This is a genomic window from Sphingopyxis panaciterrae (assembly GCF_011762125.1).
Taxonomy (GTDB): Bacteria; Pseudomonadota; Alphaproteobacteria; order Sphingomonadales; family Sphingomonadaceae; genus Sphingopyxis; species Sphingopyxis panaciterrae.
In genome coordinates this window covers 324,829-340,481 of the sequence record NZ_JAASQN010000003.1, presented here as the reverse complement: position 1 = coordinate 340,481, position 15,653 = coordinate 324,829, and the positions used below count along the sequence as shown (strand labels likewise).

The following is a 15,653-nucleotide window of genomic DNA, read 5'->3' as shown; positions in this document are numbered from 1 at the left end:
TAGATCAGCCCAATACGTCGGCGATATCGAGCATCGCCGCGCGGGCGAAAATTTCGGCGAGCACGGGTTCGGTGTCCGACACCCGCATCGCGACATGGAATTCGACCGGCGCGAGCGCGGGCATCGCCGCGATTTCGACGAGCGCGCCGCCCGCAACCTCGCCGCGCACCATCGGGCGCGGGAAAATGCCGATCCCGCCGCCGGCCTTCGCGATGTCGATCATCGTGCGCGCGTTGTTGCAGAGGTTGAGCGACTTTGGCGCGATCCGCGACGCCTGGATCGCGTCGCGCATGCGGCCGTGGATCGGCGAGTGGCTGGCGAGCGACCAGACCGGCAGCTTCGCCTCGCCCGCCGCGAACGCCGCCGCGACGGCAGCGCTTGCCAGCCACACCAGTTCGACCTCGCCGATCGGCCGTGTCTTGAGCGCCGGATGCGCGATCGGCCCGGCCGCAAACGCCATGTCGGTGCGCCCGGTAAGCAATTGCTGGATGAGGTTCGCGGTGAGGTCGATCTCGATTTCGAGGCCGACATTGGGCATGTCCGCCTTCAATGCCGCGACGAAAGCCGGAAGGCAGCTCGCCGCCGCGATTTCGCCGGCGCCGATTCGCACCACCCCGCTCGCTTCGCCAAAACCGCCGCTGCCGAGCAGCGCGACCTGCATGTCGCGCAGCAGCGGGTCGCAATCGCGCACCAGCTTGCGCCCCGCCGAGGTCAGCGCCATGACGCGCCCGTCGCGGTGGAACAGCGTCGTTCCGAGCCGTTGTTCCAGCTCGCGCATTCGCGCCGACACGGCGGGCTGGGTCGTGTTGAGCCGCTCGGCGGCGGCCGAAAAAGTCCCGAGCCGGTCGATCCACAGCAGGGTTTCGAGATGATATAGCGAGACGCGATTGATAGACATCATTTATGTATAATCGAAAAATAGAGTAATTAGAATTGATGGATCAAATGCGCCAAGATCGCGCGCGATCACCCAACAAGGAGGCTGTTTCATGGGGAACAAGCGCTATTCCGACGCCGCCGCCGCACTCGAAGGCCTGCTCTTCGACGGCATGCAGATTTGCGCGGGCGGCTTCGGCCTTTGCGGTATTCCCGAACGGCTGATCGACGCGATCCGCGACGCGGGCACGCAGAATCTGACCATCGCCAGCAACAACGCCGGCATCGACGGCGAAGGGCTCGGCAAGCTGCTCCGCACCCAGCAGGTCAAGAAGATGATCTCCTCCTACGTCGGCGAGAATAAGGAGTTCGAGCGGCAATATCTGGCGGGCGAGCTCGAGGTCGAATTCTGCCCGCAGGGGACGCTCGCCGAACGCTGCCGCGCCGGCGGCGCGGGCATCCCCGGCTTCTACACCAAGACGGGCGTCGGCACGCTGGTCGCCGAGGGCAAGGAAGTGAAGAATTTCGACGGCCAGGATTATATCCTCGAACGCGGCATCTTCGCCGACCTTGCGATCGTCAAGGCATGGAAGGCCGACGAAAGCGGCAACCTCATCTTCCGCAAGACCGCGCGCAACTTCAACCAGCCGATGGCGACCGCCGCGAAGATCTGCGTCGCCGAGGTCGAGGAAATCGTCCCCGTCGGCAGCCTCGACCCCGACAGCATCCACCTGCCCGGCATCTATGTGAAGCGCCTCGTCCTCGGCGCGCCCTACGACAAGAAGATCGAATTCCGCACGACGCGTCCGCGGGAAGCCGCCTGATGCGCAGTCTCGGGCTCGCGGCCGGCCTGCTGCTCGCGGGCTGTGCTGCGACCACCGCACAAACATTTCCGAAGCCGCCGAGCGCCGATGCTATGGTCTCGCAGGCCGGGGAGAGGCCGGTGCCGGCCTCGCCGCCCGCCGGCCAGCAATGGCTCTATGGCTCGGCTGAGGGCGCGGTCGCTTCGGCCCAGGTCTATCGCTCGCTCGCGGCCTATGTCCGCGCGATTGCCATCTCGGCGGCCCCGCACCGCCAGGTCGTGCTGGCCGAGGGGTCGACGCTTGCCGCGCCGCGTTTCGACGATTGCGGCGACAAGCCGCTGGCGGCGGTGTTCGATGCCGACGAAACGCTGATCTGGAACCTTGGCGCGATGCGCTATTTTGCCGAACAGCATAAGGATTTCGACCCCGCGACCTGGGACCGGTGGGAAAAGACCGGGGCTGGCAAGGCGGTCGCGATGCCCGGCGTCACCGACGCGATCGCCGTGATGCGCAGCGCCGGGGTGACGGTCATCGTCAACACCAACCGCACCGCCGCCAATGCGAAGGGTAGCGAGGATACGCTGCGCGCCGCCGGACTCGGCGAATTCAAGCATGGCGAGACCTTGTTCCTGATGGGCGACACGCCCGACGGCGCGAGCAAGGACGGCCGCCGCGCGCTGATCGCATCGCGTTATTGCGTGATCGCGATGGGCGGCGACCAACTCGGCGACTTCGCGCAGGGCTTCAACGCCCGCGAGCTTTCGGTCGCGGATCGCAAGATGCTCGCGACGGGTGAGCCGATCGCCGGTCTTTGGGGCCGTGGCTGGTTCCTGCTGCCCAACCCCGTCTATGGCCCATCGATCCGTGGCGGCTTCGACGATATTTTCCCCTCCGACAAGCAATGGGAGCCGAACTGATATGCCCTGGACGCGTGATGATATGGCGGCGCGCGCCGCGAAGGAACTGCAGGACGGCTATTACGTCAACCTCGGCATCGGCATTCCGACCCTGGTCGCGAACCATATTCCGGCGGGGATGACGGTGACGCTGCAGTCGGAGAACGGCATGCTCGGTATCGGCCCCTTTCCCTTTGAGGGCGACGAGGATCCCGACCTGATCAACGCGGGCAAGCAGACGATCAGCGAACTGCCGCAATCGGCCTATTTCAGCTCATCGGACAGCTTCGCGATGATCCGCGGGGGGCATATCGACCTCACCGTGCTCGGCGCGATGGAGATCGCCGAGAACGGCGACATCGCCAACTGGATGATCCCGGGCAAGATGATCAAGGGCATGGGCGGTGCGATGGACCTGGTCGCCGGGGTCAAGAAGATCATCGTCGTGATGGAACATAATGCCAAGGACGGCAGCCCGAAGTTCATTCCCGAATGCACGCTGCCGCTGACCGGCAAGAATGTCGTCGACATGATCATCACCGACCTTGCGGTGTTCAAGCGCGACGATCATTCGAGCCCGTTCAAACTGATCGAGCTCGCACCGGGGGTGACGGCGGAGGAAGTCGCGTCTAAGACGACGGCCAATTATGAGGTCGCCATCTAATCGCAAATCGTCCGTGCCGCGCGTTCTGCTCGGCCTGGGTGCCGTCGTAGCGCTGGGCTTCACCGGCTGGTTCGGGCTCCAGGCCTTTGGCGGCGGCCATCCGCTGGTCAGCGTCGCGATCCCGATCAGGGCCGCGGAAAACCTGCCCGACACGCCCGCCGAATGGCGCGGGCGGATCGACTATGCCGGGTTCGACCGCGAACTTGCGGCGCTGGCGCAGCGGCCCGAGATGGCCGGGCTGGCGGTCGCGGTGGTCGAAGACGGCGAACTGCGTTTCGTCCGCGCCTATGGCGTCGCCGACAGATCGACCGGTGCGCCGGTCACCCTGCACACGCTGTTCCGCTGGGCGTCGGTGTCGAAAACCGCGACGGGGACGCTAGCCGCCGCGCTGGCCGCGAACGGCACGGTCGACCTCGACCGCCCGGTCGCCGCCTGGCACACATCGCTGCGCCTGCCTGGCGGCGCCGAGCAACGGATCAGCTTGGCCGACCTGCTGGCTCAGCGCACCGGGCTCACCAAAAACGCCTATGACGAAAAGCTGGAGGAAGGGCAGGATCCCGTCCTGCTCCGTCAGGGCCTCGCCGCGGCGCCGCTGCAATGCGAGCCCGGCACGTGCCACACCTATCAGAATATCGCCTTCGACACGGCGAGCGAGATACTGGCCCAGGCGGCGGACAAGCCGTTCGCCGATGCGGTCGAGGATCGTTTCTTCCTGCCGCTCGGCATGGTCAGCGCAGGCTATGGGATGAAGCGGCTGACCGGCGCCAAGGACTGGGCCAGGCCGCACAATGGCGCGCAGGTCAGTCCGGTCAAGGAGGCCTATTGGCGCGTTCCCGCGGCGGCCGGAGTCGAAAGCGATATCGTCGATTTTGCCACCTGGATGCGGGCGATGATGGGAACCCGGCCCGATGTGCTGCCCGAGGCGGTGTTGCAGATCGCCCATCGCCCCCGGGTGGGGACGGCGCATCTGTACGGCGGCGCGCTGCGCCAGGCCAACAAGGACGCGGCCTATGGTCTCGGCTGGCGGAGCTTTATCTACGGCGGCCACCGGCTCGAAGGCCATTCGGGCGCGGTGGCAGGTTATCGCGCGACGATGATTTTCGAACCCGCGACGCGGACGGGGGTCGTGGCCCTGTGGAACAGCAATTGGGGCTTCCCGTTCCGGATCCCCTTCGCGGCGATCGACAGCTATCACAAGCGCCCCGATGCGCGCTGGCTCGACCTCAGCGAATTGCCGCCGGCAAAACGCGAACCCGTCCGCGCCGGACCGATCGTTGCGGTGCCGAAGGGGTAGCGGGCTTGCTCCCCTGTCCGCCGCTTGTGTATCAGGCGCGCGGCGAGAGCTGAGAGGAGAATCATCGATGCGCGTGCTGCTGACCGGTTCGTCTGGCTGGCTGGGGCGTTATCTGGCACCGCTTCTTGCCGATAGCGGCCATAAGGTCACCGGGCTCGACGTCGCGCCCGGCACGCACACGCAGGTCGTCGGCACCGTCGCCGACCGCGCGCTGATCGAGCGGACGATGGGCGAGTATGGCATAGAGGCGATCATCCACGGCGGCGCGCTGCACAAGCCCGACATCGTCCGTTATCCGAGGCAAGCCTTCATCGACGTCAATGTCACGAGCACGCTGAACCTGATCGAGGCGGCGGTCGCGGCGGGGAACGACCGCTTCCTCTTCACCTCGACCACCTCGCTGATGATCCGCAGCGACGTGCGCGCCGGCGCGGGCGAGGCCGGCGCGTGGTGGATGGATGAGGATTTCGGTCCGATCGAACCGCGCAACATCTATGGCATCACCAAGCTTGCCGCCGAACAGGCGGTGAAGCTTGTGCACCGCGAGCATGGCATCGCCGCCCTGATCCTGCGCACCGGCCGCTTCTTCCCCGAGGATGACGACACGCATGCCAGCCCGAGCGGCCCGAACCTGAAGGCGAACGAGCTGCTGAACCGCCGCCTGACGGTCGAGGATGCCGCCGCGGCGCATCTCGCCGCGCTGGAGGCCGCACCGGCGATCGGCTGCGACACCTTCATCCTGTCGGCGCCGCCGCCCTTCGCGCGCGCGGAGGCCGAAGAGCTCGCGCGCGACGCGCGTGCGGTGATCGCGCGCCACCATCCCGACGCGGCCGCACTCTATGCCGCCGCAGGCTGGGTGCTGCCCGAAACCATCGACCGCGTCTACGACCCGTCGCGCGCCGAGCGCCGTTTCGGCTGGCGCGCCCGAAGCGACTTCGGCAGCGTACTCGCCGCGCTCCGCAACCGCACTGCGCAGCCCTTTGCGCACGACCCCGGCTATATATCCCCCATCGCCCGTCAGGAGCGCGATTCATGTATGTGCTGATCACCGCGAACCGCAATTATTCGAGCTGGTCGCTGCGCCCATGGGTGCTGATGCGCGCGCTCGGCATAGCGTTCGAAGACCATATCGAGCCCTTTACCAATCCGGTCAATTATGACGAATTCCGCAGCTTTTCGCCGACCGGGCAGGTGCCGGTGCTGCTCGACGAGGGGCGGACCGTTCACGACTCGCTCGGGATTGCGCTCTATCTCGCCGACCGCCACGCGGGCGTATGGCCCGCGGATCCCGACGCGCGCGCCTGGGCGCAGTGCGCGGCGGCGGAAATGCATAGCGGCTTTGCGGCGCTGCGCGGCGATTGCACCATGAATGTCGGCGTTCGCGTTGCTCCGAAACCGGCATCCGACGCGCTGCGCGGCGATGTCGCGCGCGTCGGCGAATTGTTCGAGGAAGGCCTGTCGCGGTTCGGCGGCCCCTTCCTGGCCGGCGACCGCTTTACCGCCGTCGATGCCTTCTTCGCCCCCGTCGCGTTCCGCATCCGCACCTATGGCCTTGATGTCGGGGCCGGACAGGCATGGGTCGACCATATGCTCGCGCACCCGGCGATGGTCGAATGGGAGCGGCAGGCGCTGGCCGAAAGCTGGCGCGAGGAAAGCCATGAGGCGGAACTGACGGCAGCGGGAGCGATTACGGCGGATTACCGGACGGCTTGATCGCATCGGGACGCCCGCGATGATGTCTTCTAACGGCCGAAAGTGGACGTTTCCTTTTTCGTCACCCCGGACTTGACCCGGGGTCCCGCTGGACGTCGAAACCTGCGCCACCTTCAAAAAAGCGGGATCCCGGGTCAAGCCCGGGATGACGAAAATGGGTGATGCCTATGGCCCGCTCCCCACCCCAAAGCCGCCGCCCGCAATAGCGCAAATCACTCCGCCAGCGCTTCCCGCACCACCGCAACCCCCGCCTCGCGCTGCGCTTTCAACTCGGCCTTCAGCTTCGCCGGATCGCGCGCAAAAACGAAGCCGAAGCTGACCCCGCCTTCCTTCGATGTCGTCGCATGGTGGAGCTTGTGCGCCTGCACCAGCCGCTTCGCATAGCCGCGCCGCGGCACCCAGCGGAAATAGCGCTGATGGACCAGCCCGTCGTGCACGAGCGTGTAGATGATGCCATAGAAGAGGATGCCGAGCCCGATCCACGTCCCCGGCTCCCACGCCCGCACGCCCATGATCATCGGGCTGCCGGTTATGAACATCGAAATGCTCATCGCGGCGCCGAAAATCGCGAACAGGTCGTTCTTCTCCAGCCGCCTGCCGTGCGGCTCATGATGGTCGCGGTGCCACGCCCAGCCGAAACCGTGCATGATATATTTGTGGCTCGCCCAGGCGACAAACTCCATCGCCACGACGGTGGCGAGGATGAGCAGGGTGATGGCGAGCGTCGACATGGCCGTGAGTATAGGCTTGTTGCAGAAGCAACGCCACTACCGCGCCCTCGCGACCCCGGACCGATCCGGGGTCCCGCTGCTTCACCGTCGCAAAGCGGGATGCCGGATCAAGTCCGGCATGGCGAATGAAGGGAGCGAGGGCACGACCGAAAATTGCGTTTTCCTGTGCCACTCGCTTGCATTGTTATGCGGTAGGCGTAAGTGGTCCGGCATGACTCGGCCCCGCACCCTTTATGAGAAAATCTGGGACGCGCATGTCGTCGAACAGCGCCCCGATGGTACCGCTTTGATCTTCATCGACCGCCACCTGGTCCATGAAGTCACCAGCCCGCAGGCGTTCGCGGGGCTACGCGCGAGCGGGCGCACGGTGCGCCGCCCCGACCTCACGCTCGCGGTGCCCGACCATAATGTGCAGACGACGGCGCGGCTCGACGCAGCCGGCAACAAGCTGCCGATCGCCGATCCCGAAAGCGCGGCACAATTGGCAGCGCTCGAAAAAAATGCCCCCGAATATGGCATCCGCTACATCGACGCGGTCGCGCCCGAGCAGGGCATCGTCCATGTCGTCGGGCCCGAGCAGGGCTTTTCGCTGCCCGGCACGACGATCGTCTGCGGCGACAGCCACACCGCGTGCCATGGCGGCATCGGCGCCTTGGCCTTCGGCATCGGGACGAGCGAGGTCGAACATGTGCTCGCGACGCAGACCTTGCTGCTCCAGCCGGCGAAGACGATGGAAGTGCGCGTCGAAGGCGACGTCGGCCCGGGCGTGTCGGCAAAGGACATCATCCTCCACATCACCGGCGTCATCGGCGCCGCGGGCGGCACCGGCCATGTCATCGAATATACCGGCAGCGCGATCCGCGCCCTGTCGGTCGAGGGCCGCCTGACCGTCAGCAACATGGCGATCGAGGGCGGCGCGCGCGCCGGGCTGATCGCGCCCGACGAGACGACGTTCGCCTATATCAGGGGGCGTCCCTATGCGCCGAAGGGCGCCGATTGGGATGCCGCGGTCGCGTGGTGGAAGAGCCTCGCGACCGATCCGGGCGCGACCTACGACAAGGTGGTGATCATCGACGCCGCCGATATCGCGCCGAGCGTGACGTGGGGCACCAGCCCCGAAGATGTCGTGCCGATCACCGGGCTCGTCCCCGATCCCGAAAGCTTCACCGACCCGTCGAAACAGGCCGCGGCCGCAAAATCGCTCGCCTATATGGGGTTGGAGCCCGGCATGCGGATGCAGGACGTGCCGGTCGAAAATATCTTCATCGGCAGCTGCACCAACAGCCGCATCGAGGATCTGCGCGCCGCCGCGGCGGTGATCAAGGGCCGCCGCAAGGCCGCCAATGTCCGCTGGGCGATCGTCGTCCCGGGGTCGGGTCTCGTGAAGGCACAGGCCGAGGCCGAAGGGCTCGACCGCATCTTCACCGACGCCGGGCTCGAATGGCGCGAGCCGGGCTGTTCGGCGTGCCTCGCGATGAATCCCGACAAGGTGCCCGCGGGCGAACGCTGCGCCAGCACCAGCAACCGCAACTTCGTCGGCCGTCAGGGCCCGGGCAGCCGCACCCACCTCGTCAGCCCCGCAATGGCGGCGGCGGCGGCGGTGACCGGCAAGCTCACCGATGTCCGGGAGCTGCTGGCATGAAACGACTCGAGAACGTCGAAGGCCGCGCGATTCCGCTGGGGCTCAAGAATGTCGACACCGACGTCATCATCCCGGCGCACTGGCTGAAGACGACGAGCCGCGAGGGCATGGGCCGCGGCGCGTTCGAGACGCTGCGCGCCGATCCGGACAATCTGTTCGACAGCGCCGAATATAAGGGCGCGCCGATCCTGATCGCCGGCGACAATTTCGGGTGCGGGTCGAGCCGCGAGCATGCCGCCTGGGCGATCGGCGACCTTGGCATCCGCGTCGTCATCGCGCCGTCCTACTCCGACATTTTCTCGGGCAACGCAGTCAAGAACGGCATCCTGCCCGTCGTGCTGCCGCAGGCGGCGATCGACCGGCTGATGGAGGTCGCCAAGACCGATCCGGTCCACGTCGACCTCGACACGCAGACGGTGACGACGCCATTTCAGGACCGCTTCACTTTCGAGATCGACCCGTTCCGCAAGATGTGCCTGCTCGAAGGGCTCGACGAGATTTCGCTGACCGAAAAGAGCGACGCGGCGATCGCGGCCTATGAGCAGAAGCTCGACGCCGATCACCCATGGCTGCGCCCCGCGGCATAAGGCTGACCGACTTTATAGAGGAGAAGATGATGAAGGCGCTTTTGTCGACCGCAACCGGTGGCCCCGAAACGCTCACCTTGGGCGAGCTGCCGCGTCCGGTCGCGGGCAAGGGCCAGATCGTGATCGACGTGAAGGCCTGCGCGGTGAATTTTCCCGACGTGCTGATCATCGAGGATAAATATCAGTTCCGCCCCGAACGCCCCTTTGCCCCCGGCGGCGAGGTCGCGGGGCTGGTCGCCGAGGTCGGCGAGGGCGTCAGCGAATTCAAGGTCGGCGACCGCGTTATCGCCGGCTGCGGCAACGGCGGCATGTCCGAAGCGGTCGCGGTGTCGGTGCACAATGTCTATCATCTGCCCGAGGCGCATGATTTCGCCGCAGGCGCGTCGCTGCTGATGACCTATGGCACCAGCATCCACGCGCTCGTCGACCGCGGCCATATCCAGGAAGGCGACACCTTGCTCGTCCTCGGCGCATCGGGCGGCGTCGGCATCGCCGCGGTCGAGCTGGGCAAGGCGTTCGGCGCCCGGGTCGTCGCGGGCGTGTCAAGCGAAGAGAAAGCCGATGTCGCGCGCCAGGCGGGCGCCGACGAAGTCGTCGTCTATGGCCGCCAGCCGTTCGACAAGGACCAGTCAAAAGAGCTCGCCAACAAGTTCAAGGAGGCCGTCGGCGCGAATGGCGCAAACGTCGTCTACGATGCGGTTGGCGGCGATTATGCCGAGCCCGCGCTGCGTTCAATCGCGTGGGAGGGGCGCTATCTGGTCGTCGGCTTCCCCGCCGGCATCCCGCGCCTGCCGCTCAACCTGACCCTGCTCAAGAGCTGCGACGTCGCGGGGGTCTTCTGGGGGGCATTCGTGGCGCGCGAACCCGAACGCAACCGCGCCAATATCGCGCGGCTGTTCCAGCTGTGGGAACAGGGCAAGATCAAGCCGCGGGTCACCGAAAGCTTCGCCCTCGCCGATGGCGGCCAGGCGATCGCCAAGCTCGGCAACCGCAGCGCGGTCGGCAAGCTGGTCGTCACCATCTGAAATACCGTCCCGATCCGGCGCTGACCGCGGCGCTGCGCACGCTGGCGGCGCGCGGCCGGATTGCGGTGCGCGTGACGCCGGGCGCCCGCCGCGACGCGGTGACGATTGCCGGCGAGGAGGTGCAGCTGCGCGTCACCGCCGCCCCCGAGGGCGGCGCGGCGAACGAGGCGGTGCTGCGCCTGCTCGCCGCGGCGCTCGGCACCGCGCCGCGCAACCTGACCTTGCTGCGCGGTGCGGCCTCGCGGATCAAACTGATCGGGATCGCGCCCGATTGACCGGCGGGCGGGCGCAATTAACCCTTTGTCAGGGGCTTTGCCTTATTCTGGGAGGCTCGATCAGCTGGACCGAAAGTGTCTTCCATGGCGACTCGCCGTCCGACGGGTGATGAATATGCCGCGAGCCTCGCGAATATTTCGCGTACCCGCCGCGCGCAGCTCACCGCCGAATTCGAAGGCGAGCTGGGCATCGACCACAAGGCACGGGAGAAGGAAGCCGAGGCCGAACGCCGCTGGATCGCCCGCAAAACCTTCATCGTCTGGACGATCGCGCTGATGTTCTTTGCCATCGCATGCCAGAAATTATGGCTGATGGGGATCGACGTCGACCAGCCCTTTTCGGACATCAATCCGGTCAAGAGCCTGTTCGGGGAATAGGTAGAGGTCGGAATTGGGGTGGGGAGCGGTCGCTCCCGCGTCGACTAAAAACCGTCGCCCCCGCGAAGGCGGGGGCCGCTATCGGCCTTAGGCAAGGTTGCCAGCGGCCCCCGCCTTCGCGGGGGCGACGGTTATTTGGCTAGTGTCGGCTTCCGGCCGAAAGCGGACCTTCCAAGCAACGCCTTAGTAAACGCGTGCCTTTGGTTTGATATATTCGACGTCGTCGGACAGCGTATATTCGTGGACCGGGCGGTAATCGAGCTTCACGCCACCCCCCTTGCCGCCCCAGCCGTCGAACCAGCTGATCGTGTGCTTCATCCAGTTCGGATCGTCGCGGTTCGGGAAATCCTCGTGCGCGTGGGCGCCGCGGCTTTCCTTGCGGTTGTACGCCGAATGCATCGTCACCGTCGCCTGCGCGATCAGATTGTCGAGTTCGAGCGTCTCGATCAGGTCGGTGTTCCAGATCAGGCTGCGGTCGGTGACATGGACGTCGGTCATGCGGGCGTAGGTTTTCGCCAGCTTTTCCTTGCCCTCCGCCATCAGTTCGTCGGTGCGGAACACCGCCGCATGCTGCGACATCGCGCGCTGCATCTCGAGGCGGATTTCCGCGGTCGGCGAACCGCCGCTGGCACCCCGGAAATGGTCGAGACGGCCGAGCGCCAGGTCGGCGCTGTCCTTCGGCAACGGCTGCTGCGCCGCGCCGGGGGTGATGATTTCCCTGAGCCGGTGCCCGGTCGCGCGGCCGAAGACGACAAGGTCGATCAGGCTGTTCGAGCCGAGGCGGTTCGCGCCATGGACCGACACGCAGGCGGCTTCACCGACCGCGAACAGGCCGGGGACGACGGTGTCTGGACCGTCCTTGCCCAGCGTCACGACTTCGCCATGATAGTTACACGGAATGCCGCCCATATTATAATGGACCGTCGGCACGACCGGCAGCGGCTGGCGCGTCAGATCGACGCCTGCGAAAATCTTGCCGCTTTCGGTAATACCAGGCAGCCGTTCCGCCAGCACCGCGGGATCGATGTGATCGAGGTGCAGATAGATATGGTCCTTGTGCGGGCCGACGCCGCGGCCTTCGCGGATCTCGAGCGCCATCGAGCGCGACACGACGTCGCGCGACGCGAGATCCTTCGCCGACGGCGCATAGCGTTCCATGAACCGCTCGCCTTCGGAGTTGGTGAGATACCCGCCCTCGCCGCGCGCGCCTTCGGTGATCAGCACGCCCGCACCATAGATGCCGGTTGGGTGGAACTGGACGAATTCCATGTCCTGCAGCGGCAGGCCGGCGCGCAGCACCATGCCGCCGCCATCGCCGGTGCAGGTGTGCGCCGAGGTGGCGGTGAAATAGCAGCGGCCGTAACCGCCGGTCGCGAGCACCACCGCCTGGCTGCGGAAACGATGGATGCTGCCATCCTCCATGCACAGCGCGATCACACCGCGGCAAACCTTGCCGTCGGGGCCGTCTTCCATAATCAGGTCGAGCGCGAAATATTCGACGAAGAAGTCGGCGTCATATTTCAGCGACTGCTGATAGAGCGCGTGCAGCATCGCATGGCCGGTGCGGTCGGCCGCGGCACAGGTGCGCTGGACCGGCGGGCCTTCGCCCATATTCTGCATATGGCCGCCGAAGGGGCGCTGATAGATGGTGCCGTCGGCATTGCGGCTGAACGGCACGCCGGCATGTTCGAGTTCATAGACCGCGGCGGGCGCCTCGCGCACCATATATTCGATCGCGTCCTGGTCGCCGAGCCAGTCGGAGCCCTTGACGGTGTCGTACATGTGCCATTGCCAATGGTCGGGCGAATTGTTGCCCAGGCTGGCGGCGATGCCGCCTTGCGCCGCGACGGTGTGGCTGCGCGTCGGGAACACCTTGGTGATGCAGGCGGTCTTCAGGCCGGCTTCGGCGCTGCCCATCGTGGCGCGGAGGCCCGAGCCGCCGGCGCCGACGACGACGGTGTCATAGATATGGTCGATGATCTTATAGGCTTCGGTCATCTTACATGCCCCCCGGAGCGAGCCCGGCGGCGGGCGCAAGCACGATGCGGACGACTGCGAAGATGCCGAAGGCCGCGCCGCCGATCGCGTAGAAATTGAGCAGGACGATCGCGACCAGCCGCGCCGCCCCGTGGACATAATCCTCGATCAGCACCTGCAGCCCGAGGCGCAGGTGCCAGAAGACGCTGACGAGCAGCAGGACCAGCGCGAGCGCGACGGTCGGGTTCGCGGCCCAGCGGTGCACCGCGCCATGGTCGCCAAGCGGCAGGCGGAGGAGCGAGACGACAAGGAAGCCGACGAGCAGCACATTGCCGAGCGCGGTCAGGCGCTGTTGCAGCCAGTGATGCGAACCGTGGTGCGAGGCGCCGAGCCCGCGGACCTTGCCGAGCTGTGTTCCGTTGCCCATCAGAAAGTCCCCGCGAGAATATGGATCCAGGTCGCGGCGGTCGCAAGCACACCGGCGGCGACGACGACGCTTGCCCACAGTTTGTTGGTCTTGAGTTCATACCCCGCGCCGGTGTCGAGCAGGAGATGGCGCAGGCCCGAAAAGAGGTGCTGAAAGAAAGCCCAGGTCAGGCCGACCAGCACCAGCTTGCCGAGGATATTGGTGACCTGGTGAAACAGGGTGATTTCGGGGCTGGGATCGCGCCAGACGCATGCGATGAAGGCGGCATAGGCATCGGGCCCGCTCGCGAGCGCGCCAAGCCACCAGAGGAACATCAGCGCCCCGACGATCGCGAGACCGTCGCCGCTGACGCGGTGGAGGATCGAAGCCGTCATATGCGGCCCCCATTTATACACCTGCAGATGCGGGGCGCGCGGACGCGCACTCGGTTCGTTGCCAGCCATATCAGCCCTGTCTTGACTCTAAACGGTCGATGGGGTGCCGGTTAAGCCCTCCCGCCAAGATATGCAATTGCTTAGGGGATGCAGGGACGAAGAATCTGCTTGGCGGTGCTGTCGGGGGTTTCCTGACGTCTACGGGCGAGCGGGAGAGGGATTGGGACGGCTGCTTCCGGCCGATTGCTGCCGTTCCGTCCATCGTCACCCCGGACTTGATCCGGGGTCCCGCTTGACCTCGAAAACCGTCGGCGCCCTCAAAAAAAGCGGGATCCCGGGTCAAGGCGGAAGAGCCACGGGTCTCCTCCGCGGATGACGAAGCTGTAGAAAGCGACGTCCGCTCCCCACCCCAAAACCGCCGCTTGCAAAAAAGGGCGGCACGCGGCCGCCCTTTCGGGTGCCGGATCAGCGCCGGCACAACATGCAGCGAACCCGTCCGGCATCGCCGGACGGGCTGACGCGTCACTTGATCTTGTCGCGGTTCACATAAAGCAGCGCCGCGATGACCGCGGCCGATCCGATGCCGAGACCGGCGGCCGCGGCGGTTTTCCAGCCGCGCTTGCCCGCCTTTGCATCCTTGTCGGCGGCCTCGGCCGCCTCGGCTGCGTCCTGCTGCTGCCGCCGCTCGCGGGCGGCGCGCAGCACTTCATTTTCTTCCTGCTCGTCGTCCTGCCCGGGGATCGGATCACTCTGCTCGGTCATATCTCTCGTGCGTCCTTGTTGTCAGGCGAGTGCCTGTTCAACAGGCACATAATCGGTTCCGATCGCTTCCGCTACGGCTTCGAACGTCACCTTGCCATTCCAAACGTTCAAACCCTGCGCAAGATGCACGTCCCGTCGCAAAGCATCTTTCCAGCCGAGGTCGGCGATGCGCAGCGCGTGCGGCAGGGTGACGTTGTTGAGCGCATAGGTGCTGGTGCGCGCCACCCCGCCGGGCATATTGGCGACCGCATAATGAACGATGCCGTCGACCACATAGGTCGGCTCGGCATGCGTCGTCGCATGGCTGGTTTCAAAACAGCCGCCCTGATCGATCGCGACGTCGACGAGCACCGAGCCCGCCTGCATCGTGCCCAGCATGTCGCGGGTGACGAGCTTGGGCGCCTCGGCCCCGGGGATCAGCACCGCGCCGATGACGAGATCGGCCTCCGCGACGCATTCGGCCAGATTGGCGCGGTTCGAGAAGCGCGTCTTGGCGCGCGCTTCGAAGAAGGTGCCGACGCGTTCGAGCACTTCGGGATCGCGGTCGAGGATGGTGACGTCGGCGCCGAGCCCCGCCGCCATCTGCGCCGCGTTGAAGCCGACCACGCCGCCGCCGATCACGCACACCTTGCCCGGCGCCACACCCGGCACGCCGCCGAGCAGCACGCCGCGGCCGCCATGCGCCTTTTCGAGCGCGGTCGCGCCGGCCTGGATCGACATGCGCCCCGCGACCTGGCTCATCGGCTTCAACAGCGGCAGGCCGCCATGGGGGGAGGTCACGGTTTCATAGGCGATGCAGATCGCCCCCGACGCCATCAGGTCGCGCGTCTGGTCGGGATCGGGCGCGAGGTGGAGATAGGTGTAAAGGATCTGCCCGGGGCGCAGCATCGCGCGCTCGACCGGCTGCGGTTCCTTGACCTTCACCACCATCTCGCATTGCGCGAAGATTTCCTCGGCGGTCTGAACGATTTCGGCGCCGGCTTCGACATAGAAGCGGTCGTGCGCGCCGATGCCTTCGCCGGCGCCGGTCTGGACCAGCACGCGATGGCCGTGGACGGTGAGTTCGCGCGCGCTTTCGGGGGTCAGCCCGACACGATATTCGTGGTTCTTGATTTCCTTGGGGGTGCCGATGATCATGCTTCGCTCTCCATTGCCAAGCCGCCGCTCGCGCGCTGTTCGCGGTGCCGACGATCTATGCAGTGCCTATAGCAGAAGGGTCGTGCGAGGTG

General features: G+C 66.2%; 18 protein-coding genes. 11 read left to right on the top strand and 7 right to left on the bottom strand.

Annotation, left to right across the window (positions count from 1 at the left end):
• Positions 1 to 4: 4 nt before the first annotated feature.
• On the bottom strand, positions 5 to 898 hold the full coding sequence (locus tag FHR22_RS13570; RefSeq protein ID WP_166943954.1) for a LysR family transcriptional regulator: 894 nt from the start codon (positions 896 to 898) through the stop codon (positions 5 to 7).
• Positions 899 to 989: 91 nt separating this feature from the next.
• Here FHR22_RS13570 and FHR22_RS13565 point away from each other — a divergent pair, with 91 nt between their 5' ends.
• The 6 genes from FHR22_RS13565 to FHR22_RS13540 all read left to right on the top strand — a co-directional run bounded on the left by FHR22_RS13565 (position 990) and on the right by FHR22_RS13540 (position 6,246).
• On the top strand, positions 990 to 1,700 hold the full coding sequence (locus FHR22_RS13565; RefSeq protein ID WP_166943648.1) for a CoA transferase subunit A: 711 nt from the start codon (positions 990 to 992) through the stop codon (positions 1,698 to 1,700).
• Complete coding sequence (locus FHR22_RS13560; protein WP_166943952.1) at positions 1,697 to 2,596, top strand: HAD family acid phosphatase; 900 nt, start codon at positions 1,697 to 1,699, stop codon at positions 2,594 to 2,596. The genes FHR22_RS13565 and FHR22_RS13560 overlap by 4 nt, the downstream gene beginning before the upstream one ends.
• Before the next feature lies 1 nt (position 2,597).
• Positions 2,598 to 3,239, top strand: coding sequence for a CoA transferase subunit B (locus FHR22_RS13555; RefSeq protein WP_166943646.1), 642 nt, complete (start codon positions 2,598 to 2,600; stop codon positions 3,237 to 3,239).
• Between the two features lie 13 nt (positions 3,240 to 3,252).
• Positions 3,253 to 4,533, top strand: a complete 1,281-nt coding sequence (locus tag FHR22_RS13550; protein ID WP_166943644.1) for a serine hydrolase — start codon at positions 3,253 to 3,255, stop codon at positions 4,531 to 4,533.
• A gap of 67 nt (positions 4,534 to 4,600) precedes the next feature.
• The gene (locus FHR22_RS13545; protein WP_166943641.1) at positions 4,601 to 5,578 is read left to right on the top strand and encodes an NAD-dependent epimerase/dehydratase family protein; all 978 of its coding nucleotides are present in this window, start codon (positions 4,601 to 4,603) and stop codon (positions 5,576 to 5,578) included.
• On the top strand, positions 5,566 to 6,246 hold the full coding sequence (locus FHR22_RS13540) for a glutathione S-transferase family protein (RefSeq protein ID WP_166943638.1): 681 nt from the start codon (positions 5,566 to 5,568) through the stop codon (positions 6,244 to 6,246). The genes FHR22_RS13545 and FHR22_RS13540 overlap by 13 nt, the downstream gene beginning before the upstream one ends.
• Positions 6,247 to 6,458: 212 nt before the next feature.
• Here FHR22_RS13540 and FHR22_RS13535 read toward each other — a convergent pair whose 3' ends face one another.
• Positions 6,459 to 6,977 (bottom strand): sterol desaturase family protein, encoded by a 519-nt coding sequence (locus FHR22_RS13535; protein ID WP_166943635.1) that lies wholly within the window; start codon positions 6,975 to 6,977, stop codon positions 6,459 to 6,461.
• A 211-nt stretch (positions 6,978 to 7,188) separates the two neighbouring features.
• On the opposite strand from FHR22_RS13535, the gene leuC reads away from it, so the two are divergent.
• The 5 genes from leuC to FHR22_RS13510 all read left to right on the top strand — a co-directional run bounded on the left by leuC (position 7,189) and on the right by FHR22_RS13510 (position 10,884).
• On the top strand, positions 7,189 to 8,619 hold the full coding sequence (gene leuC, locus FHR22_RS13530) for a 3-isopropylmalate dehydratase large subunit (protein ID WP_166943632.1): 1,431 nt from the start codon (positions 7,189 to 7,191) through the stop codon (positions 8,617 to 8,619).
• A complete protein-coding gene (gene leuD, locus FHR22_RS13525) occupies positions 8,616 to 9,206 on the top strand; it encodes a 3-isopropylmalate dehydratase small subunit (protein ID WP_166943629.1) in 591 nt (196 codons plus the stop codon). The genes leuC and leuD overlap by 4 nt, the downstream gene beginning before the upstream one ends.
• A gap of 29 nt (positions 9,207 to 9,235) precedes the next feature.
• Positions 9,236 to 10,231 carry an NADPH:quinone oxidoreductase family protein gene (locus tag FHR22_RS13520; protein ID WP_166943950.1) on the top strand — a complete coding sequence of 332 codons (996 nt, stop codon included), beginning with the start codon at positions 9,236 to 9,238 and terminating at the stop codon, positions 10,229 to 10,231.
• Between the two features lie 65 nt (positions 10,232 to 10,296).
• Positions 10,297 to 10,506: a DUF167 domain-containing protein gene (locus FHR22_RS13515; RefSeq protein ID WP_341786621.1), complete on the top strand. Its 210-nt coding sequence runs from the start codon at positions 10,297 to 10,299 to the stop codon at positions 10,504 to 10,506.
• Between the two features lie 84 nt (positions 10,507 to 10,590).
• The gene (locus FHR22_RS13510; protein WP_166943623.1) at positions 10,591 to 10,884 is read left to right on the top strand and encodes a hypothetical protein; all 294 of its coding nucleotides are present in this window, start codon (positions 10,591 to 10,593) and stop codon (positions 10,882 to 10,884) included.
• Between the two features lie 183 nt (positions 10,885 to 11,067).
• Here the strand turns inward: FHR22_RS13510 and sdhA are convergent, their stop codons facing one another.
• The 5 genes from sdhA to ald all read right to left on the bottom strand — a co-directional run bounded on the left by sdhA (position 11,068) and on the right by ald (position 15,561).
• Positions 11,068 to 12,882 carry a succinate dehydrogenase flavoprotein subunit gene (gene sdhA, locus FHR22_RS13505; RefSeq protein ID WP_166943620.1) on the bottom strand — a complete coding sequence of 605 codons (1,815 nt, stop codon included), beginning with the start codon at positions 12,880 to 12,882 and terminating at the stop codon, positions 11,068 to 11,070.
• 1 nt (position 12,883) lies between these two features.
• Complete coding sequence (gene sdhD, locus FHR22_RS13500; protein WP_166943617.1) at positions 12,884 to 13,288, bottom strand: succinate dehydrogenase, hydrophobic membrane anchor protein; 405 nt, start codon at positions 13,286 to 13,288, stop codon at positions 12,884 to 12,886.
• The gene (gene sdhC, locus FHR22_RS13495) at positions 13,288 to 13,731 is read right to left on the bottom strand and encodes a succinate dehydrogenase, cytochrome b556 subunit (protein ID WP_166943614.1); all 444 of its coding nucleotides are present in this window, start codon (positions 13,729 to 13,731) and stop codon (positions 13,288 to 13,290) included. Before sdhC ends, sdhD begins: the two co-directional genes overlap by 1 nt.
• 453 nt (positions 13,732 to 14,184) lie before the next feature.
• The gene (locus FHR22_RS13490; protein ID WP_166943611.1) at positions 14,185 to 14,424 is read right to left on the bottom strand and encodes a hypothetical protein; all 240 of its coding nucleotides are present in this window, start codon (positions 14,422 to 14,424) and stop codon (positions 14,185 to 14,187) included.
• Positions 14,425 to 14,445: 21 nt separating this feature from the next.
• Positions 14,446 to 15,561 (bottom strand): alanine dehydrogenase, encoded by a 1,116-nt coding sequence (ald, locus tag FHR22_RS13485; RefSeq protein ID WP_166943608.1) that lies wholly within the window; start codon positions 15,559 to 15,561, stop codon positions 14,446 to 14,448.
• Positions 15,562 to 15,653 lie beyond the last annotated feature (92 nt).

Excerpts from the sequence above, each read along its gene's own strand:
- FHR22_RS13540 (WP_166943638.1), top strand. The coding sequence starts at position 5,566 with ATGTATGTGCTGATCACCGCGAACCGCAATTATTCGAGCTGGTCGCTG.
- FHR22_RS13535 (WP_166943635.1), bottom strand. The coding sequence starts at position 6,977 with ATGTCGACGCTCGCCATCACCCTGCTCATCCTCGCCACCGTCGTGGCG.
- FHR22_RS13510 (WP_166943623.1), top strand. The coding sequence starts at position 10,591 with ATGGCGACTCGCCGTCCGACGGGTGATGAATATGCCGCGAGCCTCGCG.
- ald (WP_166943608.1), bottom strand. The coding sequence starts at position 15,561 with ATGATCATCGGCACCCCCAAGGAAATCAAGAACCACGAATATCGTGTC.
- FHR22_RS13520 (WP_166943950.1), top strand. The coding sequence starts at position 9,236 with ATGAAGGCGCTTTTGTCGACCGCAACCGGTGGCCCCGAAACGCTCACC.
- sdhD (WP_166943617.1), bottom strand. The coding sequence starts at position 13,288 with ATGGGCAACGGAACACAGCTCGGCAAGGTCCGCGGGCTCGGCGCCTCG.
- sdhC (WP_166943614.1), bottom strand. The coding sequence starts at position 13,731 with ATGGCTGGCAACGAACCGAGTGCGCGTCCGCGCGCCCCGCATCTGCAG.
- FHR22_RS13565 (WP_166943648.1), top strand. The coding sequence starts at position 990 with ATGGGGAACAAGCGCTATTCCGACGCCGCCGCCGCACTCGAAGGCCTG.
- leuC (WP_166943632.1), top strand. The coding sequence starts at position 7,189 with ATGACTCGGCCCCGCACCCTTTATGAGAAAATCTGGGACGCGCATGTC.
- leuD (WP_166943629.1), top strand. The coding sequence starts at position 8,616 with ATGAAACGACTCGAGAACGTCGAAGGCCGCGCGATTCCGCTGGGGCTC.
- sdhA (WP_166943620.1), bottom strand. The coding sequence starts at position 12,882 with ATGACCGAAGCCTATAAGATCATCGACCATATCTATGACACCGTCGTC.
- FHR22_RS13555 (WP_166943646.1), top strand. The coding sequence starts at position 2,598 with ATGCCCTGGACGCGTGATGATATGGCGGCGCGCGCCGCGAAGGAACTG.
- FHR22_RS13490 (WP_166943611.1), bottom strand. The coding sequence starts at position 14,424 with ATGACCGAGCAGAGTGATCCGATCCCCGGGCAGGACGACGAGCAGGAA.
- FHR22_RS13570 (WP_166943954.1), bottom strand. The coding sequence starts at position 898 with ATGTCTATCAATCGCGTCTCGCTATATCATCTCGAAACCCTGCTGTGG.
- FHR22_RS13545 (WP_166943641.1), top strand. The coding sequence starts at position 4,601 with ATGCGCGTGCTGCTGACCGGTTCGTCTGGCTGGCTGGGGCGTTATCTG.